Origin of the sequence: Sphaerisporangium rhizosphaerae, assembly GCF_042665155.1 — a bacterium.
GTDB lineage: Bacteria > Actinomycetota > Actinomycetes > Streptosporangiales > Streptosporangiaceae > Sphaerisporangium > Sphaerisporangium rhizosphaerae.
Map to the genome: position 1 here is coordinate 68564 of NZ_JBHTCG010000033.1, position 18049 is coordinate 86612.

At 71.1% G+C, this 18049-nt stretch carries 24 protein-coding genes; 11 read left to right on the plus strand and 13 right to left on the minus strand.

Translation table 11 applies throughout. The annotated features are described in order from the left end of the window. Window positions 1-90 precede the first annotated feature (90 nt). A complete protein-coding gene (locus tag ACFQSB_RS32940; protein WP_354926268.1) occupies window positions 91-945 on the minus strand; it encodes a metallophosphoesterase family protein in 855 nt (284 codons plus the stop codon). Window positions 946-1129: 184 nt separating this feature from the next. Here ACFQSB_RS32940 and ACFQSB_RS32945 point away from each other — a divergent pair, with 184 nt between their 5' ends. The 6 genes from ACFQSB_RS32945 (at window position 1130) to ACFQSB_RS32970 (ending at window position 5749) form a co-directional block, all read left to right on the plus strand. Further along, the gene (locus tag ACFQSB_RS32945) at window positions 1130-2776 is read left to right on the plus strand and encodes an ABC-F family ATP-binding cassette domain-containing protein (RefSeq protein WP_380830731.1); all 1647 of its coding nucleotides are present in this window, start codon (window positions 1130-1132) and stop codon (window positions 2774-2776) included. Window positions 2777-2915: 139 nt separating this feature from the next. Continuing rightward, window positions 2916-3905 carry a C40 family peptidase gene (locus tag ACFQSB_RS32950; protein WP_354926229.1) on the plus strand — a complete coding sequence of 330 codons (990 nt, stop codon included), beginning with the start codon at window positions 2916-2918 and terminating at the stop codon, window positions 3903-3905. Window positions 3906-4050: 145 nt separating this feature from the next. Then, entirely contained in the window at window positions 4051-4335 is a 285-nt protein-coding gene (locus ACFQSB_RS32955; protein ID WP_354852021.1) for a DUF6458 family protein, read from the plus strand. 204 nt (window positions 4336-4539) lie between these two features. Continuing rightward, window positions 4540-4932: a ChaB family protein gene (locus ACFQSB_RS32960; protein ID WP_380830732.1), complete on the plus strand. Its 393-nt coding sequence runs from the start codon at window positions 4540-4542 to the stop codon at window positions 4930-4932. Between the two features lie 92 nt (window positions 4933-5024). After that, on the plus strand, window positions 5025-5483 hold the full coding sequence (locus tag ACFQSB_RS32965) for a hypothetical protein (protein WP_380830733.1): 459 nt from the start codon (window positions 5025-5027) through the stop codon (window positions 5481-5483). 2 nt (window positions 5484-5485) lie between these two features. Then, the gene (locus tag ACFQSB_RS32970) at window positions 5486-5749 is read left to right on the plus strand and encodes a DUF4235 domain-containing protein (RefSeq protein WP_354926235.1); all 264 of its coding nucleotides are present in this window, start codon (window positions 5486-5488) and stop codon (window positions 5747-5749) included. A gap of 175 nt (window positions 5750-5924) precedes the next feature. On the opposite strand, the gene ACFQSB_RS32975 is transcribed toward ACFQSB_RS32970, so the two are convergent. From ACFQSB_RS32975 to ACFQSB_RS32990, 4 genes are all read right to left on the minus strand, one after another. After that, window positions 5925-6938 (minus strand): SDR family oxidoreductase, encoded by a 1014-nt coding sequence (locus ACFQSB_RS32975; protein WP_459117357.1) that lies wholly within the window; start codon window positions 6936-6938, stop codon window positions 5925-5927. Beyond that, window positions 6935-7189: a hypothetical protein gene (locus ACFQSB_RS32980; protein WP_354852029.1), complete on the minus strand. Its 255-nt coding sequence runs from the start codon at window positions 7187-7189 to the stop codon at window positions 6935-6937. The genes ACFQSB_RS32975 and ACFQSB_RS32980 overlap by 4 nt, the downstream gene beginning before the upstream one ends. A gap of 171 nt (window positions 7190-7360) precedes the next feature. Next, a complete protein-coding gene (locus tag ACFQSB_RS32985; protein WP_380830734.1) occupies window positions 7361-8257 on the minus strand; it encodes a glycosyltransferase family 9 protein in 897 nt (298 codons plus the stop codon). A gap of 34 nt (window positions 8258-8291) precedes the next feature. Continuing rightward, window positions 8292-9509 carry a glycosyltransferase gene (locus ACFQSB_RS32990; protein WP_380830735.1) on the minus strand — a complete coding sequence of 406 codons (1218 nt, stop codon included), beginning with the start codon at window positions 9507-9509 and terminating at the stop codon, window positions 8292-8294. A 423-nt stretch (window positions 9510-9932) separates the two neighbouring features. Between ACFQSB_RS32990 and ACFQSB_RS32995 the strand changes: the two genes are divergently transcribed. Together ACFQSB_RS32995 and ACFQSB_RS33000 are read left to right on the plus strand one after the other, a co-directional pair. Continuing rightward, window positions 9933-10229: a BON domain-containing protein gene (locus tag ACFQSB_RS32995; RefSeq protein WP_354852034.1), complete on the plus strand. Its 297-nt coding sequence runs from the start codon at window positions 9933-9935 to the stop codon at window positions 10227-10229. After that, the gene (locus ACFQSB_RS33000) at window positions 10226-10957 is read left to right on the plus strand and encodes a metallophosphoesterase family protein (RefSeq protein ID WP_380830736.1); all 732 of its coding nucleotides are present in this window, start codon (window positions 10226-10228) and stop codon (window positions 10955-10957) included. The genes ACFQSB_RS32995 and ACFQSB_RS33000 overlap by 4 nt, the downstream gene beginning before the upstream one ends. 216 nt (window positions 10958-11173) lie before the next feature. Here the strand turns inward: ACFQSB_RS33000 and ACFQSB_RS33005 are convergent, their stop codons facing one another. From ACFQSB_RS33005 to ACFQSB_RS33020, 4 genes are all read right to left on the minus strand, one after another. Further along, a complete protein-coding gene (locus tag ACFQSB_RS33005; RefSeq protein ID WP_189166679.1) occupies window positions 11174-11323 on the minus strand; it encodes a GPGG-motif small membrane protein in 150 nt (49 codons plus the stop codon). Between the two features lie 175 nt (window positions 11324-11498). Further along, entirely contained in the window at window positions 11499-12044 is a 546-nt protein-coding gene (locus tag ACFQSB_RS33010) for a DUF6328 family protein (RefSeq protein WP_380830737.1), read from the minus strand. Then, complete coding sequence (locus ACFQSB_RS33015; RefSeq protein WP_354852040.1) at window positions 12041-12289, minus strand: hypothetical protein; 249 nt, start codon at window positions 12287-12289, stop codon at window positions 12041-12043. The genes ACFQSB_RS33010 and ACFQSB_RS33015 overlap by 4 nt, the downstream gene beginning before the upstream one ends. A gap of 29 nt (window positions 12290-12318) precedes the next feature. Beyond that, window positions 12319-12876 (minus strand): DUF1360 domain-containing protein, encoded by a 558-nt coding sequence (locus ACFQSB_RS33020; RefSeq protein WP_380830738.1) that lies wholly within the window; start codon window positions 12874-12876, stop codon window positions 12319-12321. A 102-nt stretch (window positions 12877-12978) separates the two neighbouring features. On the opposite strand from ACFQSB_RS33020, the gene ACFQSB_RS33025 reads away from it, so the two are divergent. Both ACFQSB_RS33025 and ACFQSB_RS33030 read left to right on the plus strand, forming a co-directional pair. After that, window positions 12979-13581: a nucleotidyltransferase family protein gene (locus tag ACFQSB_RS33025; protein WP_380830739.1), complete on the plus strand. Its 603-nt coding sequence runs from the start codon at window positions 12979-12981 to the stop codon at window positions 13579-13581. Window positions 13582-13809: 228 nt separating this feature from the next. After that, entirely contained in the window at window positions 13810-14196 is a 387-nt protein-coding gene (locus ACFQSB_RS33030) for a hypothetical protein (protein WP_380830740.1), read from the plus strand. On the opposite strand, the gene ACFQSB_RS33035 is transcribed toward ACFQSB_RS33030, so the two are convergent. From ACFQSB_RS33035 to ACFQSB_RS33045, 3 genes are all read right to left on the minus strand, one after another. Next, window positions 14163-14705, minus strand: a complete 543-nt coding sequence (locus ACFQSB_RS33035) for a hypothetical protein (RefSeq protein ID WP_380830741.1) — start codon at window positions 14703-14705, stop codon at window positions 14163-14165. The genes ACFQSB_RS33030 and ACFQSB_RS33035 overlap by 34 nt on opposite strands. Before the next feature lie 96 nt (window positions 14706-14801). After that, window positions 14802-16109, minus strand: a complete 1308-nt coding sequence (locus tag ACFQSB_RS33040; RefSeq protein WP_380830742.1) for an MFS transporter — start codon at window positions 16107-16109, stop codon at window positions 14802-14804. Continuing rightward, on the minus strand, window positions 16106-16714 hold the full coding sequence (locus tag ACFQSB_RS33045; protein WP_380830743.1) for an ArsR/SmtB family transcription factor: 609 nt from the start codon (window positions 16712-16714) through the stop codon (window positions 16106-16108). The genes ACFQSB_RS33040 and ACFQSB_RS33045 overlap by 4 nt, the downstream gene beginning before the upstream one ends. Window positions 16715-16868: 154 nt before the next feature. Here ACFQSB_RS33045 and ACFQSB_RS33050 point away from each other — a divergent pair, with 154 nt between their 5' ends. After that, window positions 16869-17360, plus strand: a complete 492-nt coding sequence (locus ACFQSB_RS33050) for a hypothetical protein (protein ID WP_380830744.1) — start codon at window positions 16869-16871, stop codon at window positions 17358-17360. Here ACFQSB_RS33050 and ACFQSB_RS33055 read toward each other — a convergent pair. Then, window positions 17354-17839: an ATP-binding protein gene (locus ACFQSB_RS33055; RefSeq protein ID WP_380830745.1), complete on the minus strand. Its 486-nt coding sequence runs from the start codon at window positions 17837-17839 to the stop codon at window positions 17354-17356. The genes ACFQSB_RS33050 and ACFQSB_RS33055 overlap by 7 nt on opposite strands. Window positions 17840-18049: the final 210 nt, after the last annotated feature.

Sequence of the window (18049 nt, forward strand, 5' to 3'; positions counted from 1 at the left end):
GCCAGGTCCGACAGAATCCGGGGTCCGGCGGCGGAAACCCAGAGGTGGGACTGGGTTCGGAGACGGGGGAGTGCCGGGAGAGGCCGGGGCTCAGGCGTGGGACAGGTCGGGGAAGACGTGGCGGAGGGAGTCCATCCCGGGGACGTTGTACATGTGGCGCTCGCGCGGGTAGCCCAGGGAGACCTCCTGGAAGCGCACGCCGTCGTACCAGGTCGTGCGCGGGATGTGCAGGTGCCCGTAGATCACCGTCGCGGCGTTGTAGCGCAGGTGCCAGTCGGCGGTCTCCACCGTGCCGCACCACTGCGCGAACTCGGGGTGCCGAAGGACGTCGGTGGGCTCGCGCACCAGCGGGAAATGGTTGACCAGGACGGTCGGGATCGACGGGTCCCGTGACAGGAGGCGCCGCTCGGTCTCGCGCAGCCGGGCCCGGCACCAGGCGTCGCGGCTCGGATACGGGTCGGGGTGGAGCATGAACTCGTCGGTGCACACCACCCCCGCCTGGTACGCCCCCGCCAGCGCCTCCTCCTTGGTGGTGCCGGGCGCCCGGAAGGTGTAGTCGTACAGCAGGAACAACGGCACGATGGTCACCGGGCCACCGGGGCCCGTCCACACGGCGTACGGGTCCTCCGGGGTGAGCACGCCGAGGCGGCGGCAGATGCCGACCAGGTGGCGGTACCGCGTCTCGCCGCGCAACTGCACGGGGTCGTCCTTCGGCGTCCAGAGCTCGTGGTTGCCCGGGGTCCAGATGACGGTGGCGAAGCGCCGCGCCAGCACGGTGAGCGCCCATTCGATGTCGGCGACGAACTCGCCCACGTCGCCGGCGATGACGAGCCAGTCGTCGTCGGACTGCGGCCGCAGGCGTTCGACGATCTCGCGGTTCTCGGCGTAGGCGACATGCAGGTCGCTTATCGCCATCAGGTTGCCGCCGTCCGCGCCTCCGATCATCACACGGCGATCGTAGCCGGGATCTCCCTGACCGGTCATGCCGCGACGGGCGGCGCACCCGCCTTCCATGGCGGGTAGGGGTGGGCAAGGGGGAGGGGGCGGCCGGGTCGTCGCCGCGGAACCGCCGTGCGGGGTGGCGGGCGGGTTGTGCCACGGTGTGGTCCGGGCCGGATAGCGTTTGGGCATGAGCGCCACCATCGTCGCCAAAGATCTCGCCGCCGGGCACGGCGACCGGGCCCTGTTCTCCGGGCTGAACCTGGTCGTCGCCCCCGAGGACGTGATCGGCCTGGTCGGGGTGAACGGCGCCGGCAAGTCGTCGCTGCTGCGCATCCTCGCCGGCATCGCCGCCCCCGAGCAGGGGTCGGTGCAGCTCAGCCCGCCCTCCGCGGTGGTCGGCTACCTGCCGCAGGAGCCCGAGCGCAGGCCGGGGGAGACCGTCGCGGCGTTCCTCGCCCGCCGCACGGGCGTCGCCGCCGCGCAGCGCGACCTCGACGCGGCCACCGAGGGCCTGGTGGAGGGCCGTCCCGGCGCGGACGACGCCTACTCGGCCGGACTGGAACGCTGGCTCGCCCTCGGCGGCGCCGACCTGACCGAGCGCGCGGAGGAGGTCGCCGCCGAGCTCGGCCTGGCCGTGCGGCTCGACCAGCCGATGACCTCGTTGTCCGGCGGCCAGGCCGCCCGCGCGGGCATGGCGTCCCTGCTGCTCAGCCGGTACGACGTCTTCCTGCTCGACGAGCCGACCAACGACCTCGACCTGGACGGCCTCGACCGGCTCGAGCGCTTCGTCAACGGGCTGCGCGCGGGCACCGTGGTGGTCAGCCACGACCGCGAGTTCCTCGCCAGGACGGTGACCAAGGTCGTCGAGCTCGACCTTCCCCAGCAGCAGGTCCACGTCTACGGCGGCGGGTACGAGGCCTACCTCGCCGAGCGGGAGGTCGCCCGCCGGCACGCGCGCGCCGAGTACGAGGAGTTCGCCGACACGCGGGCGGCGCTGCAGTCCAGGGCGCTGACGCAGCGGGCGTGGATGGAGAAGGGCGTGAAGAACGCCCGCCGCAAGGCGCCCGACAACGACAAGGTCGGCCGCAAGTTCCGTACCGAGGCGACCGAGAAACAGGCCGCCAAGGCCCGCCAGACCGAGCGCATGATCGAGCGGCTGGAGGTCGTCGAGGAGCCCCGCAAGGAGTGGGAGCTGCGCATGGAGATCGCCGTCGCGCCCCGGGCCGGCGCGGTCGTCGCCACTCTGCGCGGCGCGGTCGTCAGGCGCGGCGCGTTCGCCCTCGGGCCGGTCGACCTGGAGATCGGCTGGGCCGAGCGCGTGGCGATCACCGGGGCCAACGGCGCGGGCAAGACGACGCTGCTCGCGGCCCTGCTCGGCCGGGTGCCGCTCGACGAGGGGCACACCGCTCTCGGCCCCGGCGTGGTGGTCGGCGAGGTCGACCAGGCGCGCGGCATGTTCTTCGGGGACGAGCCGCTCATGTCGGCCTTCGGCGCCGCCGTGCCGGACATGGCGCCGGCCGACGCGCGGACGCTGCTGGCGAAGTTCGGGCTGAGGGCCGCGCACGTGCTGCGGCCGGCGGCCACCCTGTCACCCGGCGAGCGCACCCGGGCGGCGCTCGCCCTGCTCCAGGCGCGCGGGGTGAACCTGCTGGTGCTGGACGAGCCCACCAACCACCTCGACCTGCCGGCCATCGAGCAGCTCGAATCCGCGCTGGACTCCTACCCCGGCACGCTGCTGCTGGTCACCCACGACCGGCGGATGCTGAAGGCCGTGCACACCACGCGTCACCTGCGGGTGGACGGCGGCAAGGTGCGCGAGGCCGCCCAGACCTGACGCCCGCGCTCGCGGATCCCGATTGGTGTGAACCGGTGGGGCCGGTCCCGCGTACCTCCTGGCGCGAATCGCCGTGCCCTGGCTTCCGCGTGCCGTGGCGGCCCCGGGCACGGCGCGGGTCGATCGGGAAGGGGTCTCCGTGCCGGTGCGCAGCATCCGCAAGGGGCTGGTCCCGGCGGCGGCCGCGCTGGCCGCCGCCGTGCTGCTCACGTCTCAGGGAAGCGCCGCCGCCGAGCCGCGCCCCACCATCGCCCAGGCGAAGGCGCGCCTGACGAAGTTGCAGGACCAGGCGGACGCGATGGTCGAGCGCTACAACACCGTCAACGAGCGCTACAAGGCCGCCAGGAAGAAGTACCGGCAGCTCGACGGCGAGCTGGGCCGCGAGCGGGGCAAGGTCGAGGACCTGCGCCGGAGCGTCGTGTCGGCGGCCTCGAACCTGTACCAGTACGGGGAGATGACCAGCGTGTCCGGCATCATCAGCCAGGACGACCCGTCGGGGCTGCTGTCCGCGCTCGCCGTGGCCAACCAGGTGTCGGAGGGGCAGGCGCGCACGCTGGAGGAGTTCGACGTCGCCACGCGCGGGCTCCAGGCCAGGCGCGGCAAGGCCAAGACCGCCTACGACGACATGGCCCAGACCCTCGCCGAGGTGGGCAAGGAGAAGAAGAAGGTCGAGAAGCTCGTCGGCGAGCAGGAGAGGCTGCTGCGGCGGCTCAACCAGTTCAACGCGGGCAACCCCGACAGCCGGGGCATCCGCTACGACGGCCCGGCGTCGGGCAATGCCAGGGTGGCGCTGCAGTTCGCCTTCGCCCAGGTGGGCAAGCCGTATCGCTGGGGGGCGACGGGGCCGGGCGCGTACGACTGCTCCGGTTTCGCCCAGGCGTCGTGGGCCAAGGCGGGGGTGAGGCTGCCGCGCACCACCTACCAGCAGTGGGCGTGGGGGGCCGGCCGCCGGGTCTCGCTGAACGACCTGCAGGCCGGCGACCTGCTGTTCAGCAACGGCCTGGGACACATGGGCATCTACGCGGGCGACGGCAAGATGGTGCACGCCCCGCACACCGGTGACGTGGTGAAGGTGGTGGCGCTGGACTCCTACTGGCGCGGCCGCCTGATGGGCGCCGTCCGCCCCTGACACCCGCGCGGGCCTCCGCGCGGGCCTCCGTGCGCGCCTCCGTGCGCGCCGGCTTTTTGCGGAGTTCTCCGAGCTTGAGGCGGGTTCGACGTTTGAGATTCGTGTGCGGGAAAGAAGGGGGGCGAGGAGCGAAGGAGGCTTTTCCATGACCATAGCCGGAAGCATCTTCCTGATCATGCTCGGCGCCATTCTCACATGGGCCGTCGAGTTCGACCTCGCGGGCGTCGACATCAACGTCGTCGGTGTGATCCTGATGCTCGGAGGCATCGCCGGACTGCTGTTCGGCATCTGGCGTCTGACGAACGTGCGCCGCACCGCCGTGACCAGGACGACCCCCGTCAGCACGGTGCCGGTCAACCCTGTGACCCCGGTCGACAGCACGCGCACCCAGGTGTACGAGGAGCGGCGCTACGACGACCCCATGATCTGACCTCGGACGTGGCCGCTGGGACGGCGGCGGAGGCCGCGGCAGGTGCCGTCCAGTACGGACGTGTCACGAAATGTCATGGCCTGCTCCACACGTGTGCCGGGTTGCGCAAAGTTCGCGACCCGGCACGCGCGAGCACCGCGCCGCCGGGAACGTCAACCGTCGTCCCAGCGAGCGGGTCCGTCGAGTCACAAGGAGGCACACGCCATGCCGGGAAAGCAGGAACTTCCGTCCACGATCGAGCGCTCGCCGAAGAAGGCGCAGGAGACCTGGATCAAGGCCCACGACTCGGCCGTCGAGACCTACGGTGAGGGGGAGCGGGCGCACCGCACCGCCTTCTCCGCCCTGAAGCACTCGTTCGAGAAGGTCGGCGACCACTGGGAGCCCAAGAGCAAGAAGGGTCCCTCCGACGCGCAGGCCGCTCGGAGCACCCCTAAGCAGGGCGAGACCGCCGAAGGCGTCGACGCGAACGCCAGCAAGAAGCACCTCGCCGAGGTCGCCGCACGTCTTGGCATTCCGGGCCGCTCCAAGATGGACAAAGAGGAGCTGGTAGAGGCCATCAAGAAGGCCAACCGCCGGGCCACCGCCAAGGCGCGCTGACCGGTGCGCCAGTGTCCCCTGCCGGTGCGGGGATCCCACGTTAGAGCCCTCTTCCGACGGGTAGCGGGGGGTCCACGGCAAAGGAGGACACGATGGCGGACACCACGGGCCGCGCGCACGACGCGCTGGTCGATGTGAAGAAGAACGCGGGCGACCTCGCGGTCAAGGCCGGCGACAAGGCCGGCGTGCTGGCTTCCAAAGCCGGCGACGTGGCGGGGGACCTGGCGGCCAAGGCGGGGGACAGGGCCGGCGACCTGGCGGCCAAGGCCGGGGACAAGGCCGGCGACCTGGCCGCCCGAGCGGGGGACAAGGCCGGCGAGTTCGCGGTGATGGCGGGGGACAAGGCCGGCGAACTGGCCGCCAAGGCCAAGAACAGCGACCTGGCGGGCAAGGCCGGGGAACTCGCCGACAGGGCGCGCTCCACCATGCCCGACGAGGTGAAGGACGCCGCCGACAAGGTGGTCACCCAGGCGAAGAACCGGCCGTGGGTGACCGCTGCCGTGGCGGCCGGCGCCCTGCTCCTGTGGAGGATGCTGCGGAGGAAGAAGTAACCGTGAAGAAGCTCGCCTACAGGTCCGTGGGAGCGCTGTCCGGCATGGCCGGCGGCTTCGTGTCCAGCTTGATCTTCAAGCAGGTCTGGAAGCTGGTGGCCGGCAAGGACGACGCTCCCCAGGCGACCTCCAAGCAGTACGGCTGGGGCGAGGTCCTGGTCGCCGCGGCCATCCAGGGAGCCATCTTCGGCCTGGTCAAGGCCGCGATCGACCGCGCCAGCGCCGAAGGCGTCCAGAACGCCACCGGCGAATGGCCCGGCGACTGACACCCCGGCCGCACAGCGGTTCCCCACTCCGACCGAAAGAAGCGCCGGCGCCCCACAGGGCCCGGCGCTCTTTCGTGGGATATGCCGGGAAAAGCTTCGTGGGACCTGCCGGGAAAGGGCGCATGAGAAAGGCCGGCCCTTCGGGGCCGGCCTTCGGAGTCGGGTGAGGGTCGGGTCAGCGGCGGGTGGCGAGTCCGGCGGCGGTCGCGGCGGCGGCGGTGGCCAGGGCGGTCAGGACGAGGGTGCGGTGCTGGGAGAGCCACACCTGGACGCTGTGGTCCTTCGAGCGCCCGTCGAAGCTACCGTGGGCGCCGTAGTCGCGGCCGTCGTCGGCGGGTTCCCACAGGTTGGCGACGCCGGTCGGCCGCTTGTCGTCGGTCTGCTGCGACTTGACGCCCGTCCTGCCGAGGTAGCGGTCGATCAGGCCGGGGGCGATCCGCTCGCCGATGATGGTGGCCGTGGTGCTGCCGCCCACCCAGTACTCGCGCCGGGCGGGGTGCTCGGCCGCGAACACGACGGCCTGGGCGGCGACCTCCGGCTGGAAGATCGGCGGGACGGGCTGCGGGTGGCGGCGCAGCCGCGAGAGCACCCAGTCGAACTGCGGCGTGTTCACCGCCGGCAGCTGGACCATGGTGATCTGGACGTCGCTGCCCTCGTTGAACAGCTCGGTGCGGACCGACTCGGTGAACCCCTTGATGGCGTGCTTGGCGCCGCAGTAGGCGGCCTGCAGGGGGATGCCGCGGTAGGCCAGGGCGGAGCCGACCTGGACGATGGTGCCCTGGTTGCGCGGGCGCATCCGGCGCAGCGCGGCGCGGGTGCCCCACACGTACCCGAGGTAGGTCACCGCCGTGGTGCGCTCGTACTCGGCCGGCTCGACCTCGGTGAACGGCGCGAACACCGAGGAGAAGGCCACGTTGACCCACACGTCGATGGGGCCGAGGTCCTTCTCGATCTCGTCGGCGACGGCCTCGACCTGCTCGTGGTCGGCCATGTCGGCCGGGTAGACCTTGGCGGTGCCGCCTTCGGCGCCGGCCTCGACGGCGGCGTTCGCGAGGCCGGTCTCGCCACGCGCGATGAGGGCGATCTTCGCGCCCTTCTCGCCGAGCATCCGCACCACCGCGCGGCCGACGCCGCCGCTGGCGCCGGTCACCACGACGACCTTGTCCTTCAGCACGTCTGGTCCTCTCATCCGGTGGAGCGCGGTCCGAGGCCGAGGCGGCGCTGGCGCCGTACGGCGAAGATGATGTCCACGACGGCGATCAGGGCGATCACGCCGAGGACGACGGCCACGATGGTCGCCTTGGCCACCAGCGCGAGCGCGCCGAGGGCCAGCGCGAGGAAGATCGCGAACGAGGCCAGGCGGATGTGGATGACATCGCGAGGTGTCGCGGTCACCATCGGCTTGCCCGTCTCCGATCGCTGTTCCGGTGTTTCACTCATCGTGGCCACCCCTTTCCGGTGAACATTTCCCATACCCGACAAATCCGACGTCATGTGCGCTCCTGCCAGGTGGCGGCGGAGCCGACCGGCGCATCCGCATCCCCTCCCACCGCCGTCGTGCCGACCCCGTCCAGCTACCGTCGAGCGGTCGCTCCAAACCTCCCGCCCTGGTCAGTGGCACGCGACCGACAGCACTCTGCGGGCGGCCGACAGGACGTCCTCCACGGTCACCGCCCCGGTGTCGCCGCCCCCCGCGAGCGCCCGATGGAACGGACGGTCCGCCGGCGGCCCCCAGCGGGCGGGGGAGTCCGGGCCGAAGACGGTCACCGACGGCACGCCGTACGCGGTCGCGAGGTGCGCCGTCCCGGTGTGCGTGCTCACCACCAGGCGCGCGCCCGCGACCAGCGCGCATTGTTCGCGCAGGGACGTGCGCCCGGCGAGCACGCGGTGCGGGGCCAGTCCCGCCTGCGCCGCCACCAGCAAGGCCAGCGGGCGCTCCCGCCGCGTGCCGGTGACCACGACCCGCATCCCCTCGGCGGTCAGGGCCCTCGCGACCTCCGCGAACCGCTCCGGCGGCCAGCGCCGCGCCACGTCCCGCGCCCCCGGGTGGACCACGACCGAACCCGGCGCCGGATTGGCCACCAGCGGCACGGGAAGCGCCAGGTCACCGGGGTCCACGCGCGAGCCGTACCAGCGCACGAGCCTGCACCACCGCTCGACCTCGTGCTCGCCGTCCTCCCAGTCGGGGCCCTTCAGCCGCGGGAAGGCGGGGTCGGCGAACCCCCACAGCCGCCGGGGCCGCACGTCCATCAGCAGCCGGGTGCTGCGCGGCCCGGGCCCGTGCATGTTGACCGCGACGTCGGGCCGGCGGGCGCTCCACGTCAGCCCCTCCAGCCCGCGCACGGGGACGAACCCCTCGACGGCGCCGGTCAGCACGGCCAGGTCGCGCAGCTCGCCGGGCGCGGCGAGCACCACGTTCAACCCTCCCTGGCGCAGCGCGCGCAGGGCCGGCACGGCGGTCAGCAGCCCGCCGACGCCGAGCGCGCGCAACACCAGGGCGATGCTCATGGTCCCGGCACCCCGGGGATCACCGGAGAAGAGGTCATGACGCCTTCCTCTCGCCGGACGCGCCCACCCCGCCCGCGACGACCTCCTCGTAGACCGAACGCGTCCGCGCGCAGACCCGCTCCCAGCCGTAGAGCGCGCGGGCCCGCTCGGCGCTCGCCCTGCCGTACGCCGCCCGCAGCCGCGGCTCGGCCAGCAGGGTGTTGACGGCCACGGCCAGCGTTCGCGGGTCGCGCGGCGGCACCAGCAGGCCGGTCCGGCCGTGGGCCACCGTCTCCCGCTGCCCGCCGACCGCGGAGGCGACCACGGGCACCCCGCACGCCATGGCCTCCAGGGCGACCATGCCGAACGGCTCGTACCACGGCACGCAGACGGCCACGTCGGCCGAGCGCATGAGCGCGGGGACCTCGTCGTGGGAGACGCCGCCCACGAACCGGACCCGCCCGGCCACCCCCGCCTCGGACGCGGCGCGGCGAAGGCGATGCACCTCGGGGTCGTCGTCCAGCCGGTGCCCGGCCGGGCCTCCGGCCACGATCAGCTCCGCGTCCGGGATCATCCGCATCGCCTCGATCAGCGTGCCGACGCCCTTGCGCGGCACGAGCCGTCCGATGGACAGCAGCCGGGCCCGGCGGGGGCGTGGCACGACGGGCCCGTCCGGGCGGAAGACCGCGGTGTCGACGCCGCAGGGCACCGTCCGGATCGACGGCGGCGGCGCGTTCATGCGCGTCAGCTCCTGCACTTCGTCGCGGCAGGTGGCGATGATCCGGTCCACCCGGCGGGCGACCAGGCCCTCGGCCTGCGGGCGCTCGCGCGGGCTGGTGTCCTCGGCCCCCTGGTGCCGCTGCTTGACGACACCGAGTGCGTGGAAGGTCTGGACGACGGGGACGCCGAGGCCGCGGGTCGCGGCCAGGGCCGCCAGGCCGCTCATCCAGTAGTGCGCGTGCACCACGTCCGGAGGCTGGAACGTCCAGCGCTGCCGCAGCCAGTGCCCGAAATCGGGGATGCAGGGCAGGATGTCGTCCTTGGAGACGCACCGGGGCGGCCCGGCGGGCACGTGGACGACGCTCACCCCCTCGGCCAGCTCGACCTGCTCGGGGACGTGCGCGCTTTCCCTGCGGGTGTACACCGTCACCTCGTGACCCTGCGCGGCCAGGCCGCGGGCGAGCGCCGCGACGTGGACGTTCTGTCCCCCCGAGTCGGCGCCGCCGGCCGAGGCCAGAGGGTTGGCGTGTTCGGACACCATGGCGATCTTCACCGTGTCTCCTCCAAGTCCGGCGGACGCGCCACGGCGAGATCGCCGGGTCGAGAATGCCCGGGCGACCGGGGATGGGCGGATCCGCATCGGTGACCTCGCTCGGCGAGCGCCGTCCGGCAAGGGCGAACAGGAACGTCCGCGGCGCCGCCGGAGCGGCGCCCGATCACTGAGGTGCACGGGGGCAGGGTGCACGGTTGTCACGATCGATCGCCGACCGAGGCTTCGTGCGTTCCGCGTCGGCGATGTTCCGTTGTGATGTTCCGTTGTCCGGAAGGCGGGCTTGGCGTCCGGAGGCTTGAGTTCTCCCGCACTTGCTGTTAGGGCACCCTTCTATCCTGAAAGCAGAGGACCAAACCTCCCCGGTTTCGCGGCCTGAACGGCGGGCATGCGAATCCTGATTGGCCGATCCAAGGGGGGTAGACGATGTCCTACGAGGCCCCGCATCACGTCGTCCCGCATCACGACGCTCCGCACTACGACGCTCCGCACTACCTGGCCGCCCGTGTGCAACGGGCGCTGGCGGAGGATGAGCGCACCTACGAGCTGGGGATCCGTGTGCTCATCAGAGGCGACCAGCTCTTCCTGCGCGGCCAGGTGGAGTGCGACGAACGACGCCGGCTCGTGGCCGCGGTGGCAGGAGACACCGCGCCGGGCCTGACGGTCCACAACGAGGTCACGGTGGTCGAGATCAGAGGGCCGGGAGAGGAGGAGACCCTGTGAAGATCAGAGTCGCGGCCGTCGGGGACGTCCACCTCGGCGAGGACCTGCGCGGGCACTACCGAAGAAGGCTCGACGGCATCGAGGAACACGCCGACGTCCTGATGATCGCGGGTGACCTGACCCGGCACGGCACGCCGGAGGAGGGCAGGGTCGTGGCCGAGGAGTTCCGCGACCTGCCGATTCCGGTCGTCACCGTCCTGGGCAACCATGACTACCAGTCCGACGCCGAGGACGAGATCGTGGCGTTGTTGCGCGACGCCGGCATCCAGGTCCTCCAGGACGAGTCCACGATCATCGAGTGCGGCGACCTGCGGCTCGGGGTGGTGGGCGGCAAGGGCTTCGGCGGAGGGTTCGCCGGCAAGTGCGCGAGCGAGTTCGGCGAGCCGCAGATGAAGGCGTTCGTCCGGCACACCAGAGAGATCTCCGAGCTCTGGCACAAGGCGCTCAAGAGCCTGGAGACCGACCACCGGGTCGTGCTCAGCCACTACTCCCCGGTCAAGGACACCCTCGCGGGCGAGCCGCTGGAGATCTATCCCTTCCTCGGCAGCTACCTGCTCGCCGAGGCGGTCGACGCCGAAGGGGCCGACCTGTTCATCCACGGGCACGCCCACTCCGGCGTGGAGAAGGGCCTCACCCCGGGCGGCGTCCGCGTCCGCAACGTGGCGCTCCCGGTGCTGCGCCGGGCGTACGCGGTGTACGGCCTGGGCGGCGAGGACCCCGAGCCCTGACCGCCGCGCCCCGGGGGCGGCGCGACCCACCGTCCCCGGCGGGCCCGGACGGGGAGATCCCGAGACGGCGGGCACGACGGGGAACGGCGAGGATCGACGTGAACGGGGAACGGGGAACGAGGAACGAGGACGGGCAATGGGCAACGGGGAACGGCGGACCGGATGACCGGTCCGCCGTTTCCGCGTCTCACACGCCCCGCGATGTGCGGGGCGTGCCTAAGGATGAAAGATGCTTACGCCACCCGGGCCGACGAGCAACCCGACGACGATGAGGACGATCCCCCAGAGGAGATCGCGACGGGCCAGGATGACGTAGATCCCGGCGATGACCAGAACGACGGCGATGAGCCAGAGAAGTGTACCCATGGGCATCCCACTGCCCTGACAAATGCCCTATTAACGTGTTAGCGGATCAACTTCTCTCAAGGCTTGGTCAAGACGCCGCCGCAGGTGCCGGGCCGATTCCGCCGGCCCCGCCCTTCGCCGGTCGCACACGGTGCACCGACCGGGCCCGGCGCGCCGGCCACGTCCGAGTCGCCGATCACGAGGTCTCCGGCCGAACGGCGGACGTGCCGCTCCCTCGCCTTCTGGCGAGGGACACCAGCGGCTGCACGAACCACAGCCAGGCGCTCAGCCCCGCCACCCCGCCCGCCAGCAGCGCCGCGGGCAGCACGCCGAGGAACGCCTCCACGACCAGCCCGGTCGAGCAGGTCATGGACAGGGCCAGCGCGATGCCGCCCACCACGCCGAGCCGGTTGGCCCGGTGCAGCATCATCTCCTTCAGCGTGCTGCGGAACAGGATGCGGTGCTGCGTCGCCGGGGCGATGAAGCAGACCGACGCGATCGCGGCGCTGAGCATCGCCACGTAGAACAGCCAGCGGCCCGCCTCGTCGACCTTGCCGAAGCCCGCGGAGAAGGGAAGGGTCAGCAGGAAGGCGAACAGCACCTGCACGCCCGTGGCCGCCACCCGCAGCCCCTGCAGCAGCTCGCCGAGCTCGCGGTCCACCCGTTCCTTGTGGGTCTCGTCCGACTCCTGCCGCGCGCCGTCCCCGGTGGGGTCGTGCCCGGTCACCTCACCCAAGGTCATCGGCGTGCCCTGTACCCTTCGCGGCGGTGCGCCCGCGCGGCCCGCCGCCCATAGAGCAGGGCGGCCCCGAGCGAGGCGTAGGCCAGCAGCCCCATCATGATCGTCAGCCACATGACGCCGGCCGCGCTCGCCACCACTGTGAGAAGGGTGGAGGCCGCCAGGGCGATCAGCGCGTAGCCGAACCATCTGCCGTACGGGTTGTCCTGGAACACCTTCAGCGACGTGCCGAAGGGGATCTCCGTCATCACTCCTCCTCTTCTTCTTATTCCAGTTCTTATTTCTGCTCGCCGTTCGCGTCGTTCCCGCCCCGCCCGCCGGGGTTCTCCGCCGCCTGCATCAGCCGCGCGTATCCGAGCTGGAGCCAGTCGGAGATCGCGACGGCGGTCATGGTCGCCCCGGCCAGGCGGGTGAAGCGCGGCGCCCAGACCATGCCCGCGGCGTAGCCGGTCGCGATCCACTGCGCGATGCAGAAGGGGCAGGTCACCAGCTCGCCGACGGCGTGCCTGACGCCGTGGCCGCGGACCTCCTCCCTCAGTTCGGCGGGTCCGCTGAGTCCGGCGTACCGTGTGAAAGGTGCCCGGAGCGGGCTCGTGACCGGGTCCTTGGTGATCGTTCGGGAGAGCCGATGCGTGCTCACACCCATCAGCAGCAGGTCGAGAACGGCGATCCGCTCAGGCGGCCGTACGCCCGTCGCCCTTCCCAGGGCCACCAGGCCCGCCACCGCGCCGCCGTATACGCCGAGGACGCGCAGGTAGGAGCCGAGCGGCCGGTCTGCGCCGTTCTCGTAGGCCCGTTCCTCCTTACGCAGCGTCTTGGTCAGATTGTTCGCCATAGCTCGCCGCCTACCCCCGGCCGCGGTGACCATGCCCTCCGTTTGGCCTGCGACAGGACGGGTACGGAAGATCTCCAGCCATCGCTCGTATGGGGGTGAGCCTTGGGAAGTCACACGCATGAGGTCACCGACGCGATCATCGACACGTTGAAGCGCGCCGGGTCGGTTCTCAAAGCCGAGGGGGTGCGGTTCGCCCTCGCCGGAGGCTGCGCGGCGTACGCGCGCGGAGCGGCGCCGTCGCTGCACGACGTCGACTTCGTCCTGGTCGAGGAGGACGTGCCGCGCGCGCTGGAGATGCTCAGAGGGGTCGGCTTCCGCACCGCGAAGCCCCCGGAGGACTGGCTGGTCAAGGCGTTCGACGAGGGCGACCGGCTCGTCGACCTCATCTTCCGCATCGAGGAGCGCCCGATCACCGCCGAGATGATCGCCCGGTCGAACATGATCAACGTCGCGGCGCTGAACCTGCCGGTGCTGGACGCCACCGACCTGGTGATCTCGTGGATCCTGCCCATGTCGGAGCACAGCTGCGACTACGGGTCGATCCTGCCGCAGGTGCGCGCGCTCAGGGAGCAGGTCGACTGGGACCGGGTCGCCGTCGCCGCCTCCACCTCGCCGTACGCCTCGACGTTCCTCACCCTCCTGGACCGCCTGGGCGTCGCCTGCCCCAAACCACCCCCCGAACACGCCGACACCACCTGGCCCTGACCCGCCCCCCGGGTGGCTCGTCCGCACGGGCCACCGGGTCCCCGGGCGTTCTCCCGACCTCCCGACCGCGAAAAGCAGTGTTTCGTCGGTAACGGAGTCCGCGACCCCGCCGTTAGCGGCGTGACGACCGAGTTCGCAAGTTACGAAGTATAAGTTCGCCATGCTTGTCGCGCATTGCTGCGATGACGTCCCGATCTCCAGGGCGATACCGCCGGATACGATGGGAACATGGCGAACACGTACCAGCCGATCACTCTCGGTGGCTTGGCCAGGCACCTCAGCGCCGCCGCGAGCGACAAGATCCGCTGGAAACTCGTCTGGGAGTTCCTTGAGGAATACCGCTGGGAGCCTGCACCTTCACAGCCGGCGCTTCTTGCCGACGAGCCCGCGCCGACCGGTGACGAACGCTGGGACGTGCTGCTCGCGGCACTGGCTGAGCACCTCGCCGCACAACACGACCTCGCACCGCCCGAATGGGCCGAACCGCGGATCCTTCGCCGAGCCTGGTTTCCCGCCGAACTCGCGGTCCAAAGAGCCGACGCTCTCGCCCACGCCCCGGCGGCCTTCCGCAAACACGGCGTCTACCTCTCTGCCAAGGACCTGACAGCCGCATGAACGACCCCGCAGGCATCCTTCTCGACCGCGCCGGGCTCGAACGTGCTTTCACCGCCCTTGGCGAACCTCTGCTCCGACGCGGAGTCACCGCCGACCTCTTCGTCGTCGGAGGTGCCGCGATGGCGTTGGCCTACGACGCATAACGCGTCACCCGCGACGTCGACGCGATGTTCGTCCCCCACGGAATCGTCCTCGAAGAAGCGCAGACCGTCGCCGACCAGCTCGGCCTGCCCCGCTGGTGGCTCAACGAACAAGCCACCGTCTACGTCTCCGGCAAAGACGACCCTGGTAGACGCCGTGTCTTCGATCATCCCGGGCTCCGCGTCATGGCAGCCTCTCCTGACCACCTCTTCGCAATGAAAGCCTTGGCCGGCCGCACCCGCGACATTGACGATCTCCGCTCCCTCGCCACTCTCACAGGTGTCGCCACCGTCGATGACGCCCTTAGTGTCTGCGCCGATTTCTTTCCGGGCGAAACCATTCCGCCACGCGCCCTCGCCGTTCTCCATGAACTCTTCGGGTGACCTTCGCGCCGCATCGTGTCCAGCTTCTCCAAGCCAACGACGCCAACGACATGGCCTGGAGTCAGCCATCTCCAGGCCAGGTCAGCGTGGTGATGGTCGTGCGTCGGTGTCGCTGGCTTGAGCCGTCTGACGGTCCGGGGTCAGGGAGCGGATGCGGGGGATCGGCGAGGGGAGCAGCCAGAGCAGCGACAGTGCCCCGCCGGCGGCGGCGATGAGAAGGGTCCCCCGCAGGCCGACGAGGGTGGCGAGCAGGCCGCCGAGGACGGCGCCCACCGGACGTGAGCCGTAATTGATCGTGCTGAACGCGCCGGCGACCCGGCTGCGCATGCCGTCGGGGATCACGTGCGCCTGCAGGGAGTTGAGGTTGACGTCGAAGAGCATGACGCCGACGCCGGAGAGGAACTCGGCCAGGGCCAGGGCTCCGGCACGGGCCCAAAGAGGGCCGTCCGCGGCGGCGGCGATGGCGATCGGCGCCGGGAACAACACGGCGCCGACGACGATGCTGCGGCCCACGCCGATTCCGCGCGAGATCCGGGGGGCGATCACCGCGCCGAGGAGCGAGCCGGTGGCGCCGATCCCGAACGCCATGCCGATGACTCCGGCGGTCAGTCCGAGGTCCCGGCTGGCGTACAGCACGAGCAGCCCGCTGCCCGCGACGAAGGTGAAGAAGTTGACGGTCGCGGCGCACCCGAGGCTCGCCCGCAGCACGGGGTGGCGGACGACGAACACCAGTCCCTCCCTGGCACGCCGCAGCAGCGAGGGCGCCGCGTGGTCATGAGCGGCCGGCGGTTCGCCGATCGGAACCCGGCGGATCAGGACCGCTGACGCCAGGAACGTCAGCGCGTCGACGACGACGGCGAGGGGAGCGGTCAACGCCTGGACCAGAGCGCCGCCGATCGCCGGTCCGGCGACGTACGACGCGGACCGGCTGGCGCTGAGCTTGCTGTTCGCGTCGACGTAGGAGGACCTGGCCACCAGGTGGGCGAAGAAGGGAGGGTAGGCGGTGTTGAACAGCACTCCGGCCGCGCCCGTCAGCAGGGCCACGGCGTACAACTGGACCAGTGTCACCGCTCCCATGAGGTAGGCGGCCGGGAGGGAGAGCAGCACGGCCGCGCGCACCAGGTCGGCGAGAACCATCAGGCGCCGCTTGTCGGCGCGGTGGTCGACCCAGGCGCCGAGGACGATCGCGAGCAGGTTGGGGGTCCAGATGAGCGCTGTCAGCCACGCCACCTGATCGGCCGAAGCGTGCAGCGCCCCCACGGCGATGAGCGGCAGGGCCAGCTCGGTGATCCGGTCGCCGAACTGCGAGACCGACTGGCCGGCCCAGAAACGGCGGAACCGCCGATCACGCCACAGCGATACGGCTACGGCCTGGTCCACGGCGCTCATGACGGCCCGCTGGTCTGCTCCTCGCCACACTCCGGCAGGACGTAGCGCAGCAGCCGGACGCCACGGCCGTCGGCCGGACGCGCGGCCTGCTCACGCGTCACGTAGGGCGCGAGAACACGCTCGATCGCGTCCTCGATGGCGGCGAGTTCGTCAGGGGAGACGACGAGGCGGGTGTTGGCCAGACCCGCGTGCCTCAGCCACTCCGGTTCCAGCTCGGGCTCGACCTCGGCCACCCATCGGCTCGCCAGGTCCGCCGAGCGCAGGAACATCTCCCGGGACAGCACCCGCGCGGCCGCCCTGCCTTCCTGGTCATCCGGATCCTCCGGCATTTCGAACCGGAAGCCGCGCGCCACCGCCTCCCATCGCCGCTGCCGGCGATCAGGGCCGGGCTCGGCATCGCGGACCAGCCCGAAGCCGGCCAGGTGCCGCAGATGCCAGCTCGTCACCGACGGGGTCGCTCCCACGTACGGCGACAGCTCCGTCGCCGTCGCCGCCCCGTACCGCTGCAGCCGCTCAAGGATCGCCAGCCGCACCGGATGCGCCAACGCCCGCATCGCCTGCGGATCAGTGATCTCGATATCGCCCAGACGATTCCCATACTCCATACGTGAGAGTCTCCTCTCACATATCCTGAGAGTCAACTCTCACATCTCCAGCGCCGGGCCACCAAGGATCCGACAGCCGAATGAACGATCCGGCAGGTATTGTTCTCGACCGCGCCGGGCTCGAATGCCCTGGAACAGCGGGAAGGACGTGTCCGTGGCTGTGTTGATGTCGTCGGCGACCGACTTGTTCAAGCCTCTGTACGGCCACTTCATTCTGGCCGACCAGGATGGCCTCACCGATGACAGCGAACAGCCGTGGGAGCTCGGCGGCGACTGGTTCGAGACCACACCCAATGTCATGGTCATCAGAACCGCCGCGAGTGAGGACCCGCTCGGACTGCACACCGCCGGCTTCGCATTCGAGACGTGGAACGGCAGACCACCATCGTCGTCGGCAGAAGCGTGGGACACGTACGTGAGCGATCAGGTTCTGCTGACCTCGGGCCGGATCAACCTGACCGACATCGAAGGCGGGACATCGCCCGTAACGATCGACCTGGGCGCAGGCGGTCAAGTCTGGTACGTCAGAGCCCATGTCCGTGTGCGGCGCCTGACCGATGGCGAGATCGCGGAATACGAGCTGGACGCCGAGGACTACGAGGCGGAGTCCTTTCTCCTGCAATTCTGGCCTGCCACCGGTCAGTGACGCCCGGGAGCACGCTCGGGCGTGCCTTCCGCTTGGGGCGGTGGCGGGAGTGCGATGGTGGCGGTGAGTGTGGCGGTCTGGGAGGGGAAGCGCCAGCGGGCCCATGCCGTCTTGCCGGTCCCGTCGGGGGTCGGCGTGACGCCGTAGTCATCGGCCAGCGCGGCCACGATCGCGAGTCCCCGGCCGTGTACGGCATCGGCGGCGAGGTCCAACCGGCGGGGCCGGCCAGGGCCGTGGTCGGTGACCCGGACGCAGAACTCGCCGGTCCCCACCCACAACGAGAGCCTGATCGGCGGCGCGCCATGAGTGACGGCATTGCCGAGAAGCTCGCCGACGGCGAGCACGACGTCCTCGGCGATGCCGGTGAGGTTCCAGGTGGTGAGCGCCTCGTGCACCATGCCGCGAACCTTGCTCAGCACGGCCGGGTCGTGGGGGACGTCCCAGCAGACGGTACGCAGGCCTGGCGGCGTTTCAGCCATCTGTGCTCCTTGACGTGGTGGAGGGGCGGTGGGTCGGCGCCGTCCCGGTATGGGGTGGCCGAATAGAGACGGGGAAGGGGAGGGTGTGGCCGACATGGCAGATTCGGCCTCACGCATGAGTTCGCGCAGCTCTTGCGTGGTGCGGGCGCGTACGGCCAAGGGCTCGGGGGTCGTCCAGGCGGCGGCGTAGAAGCGTCTGGTGCCCGCGCC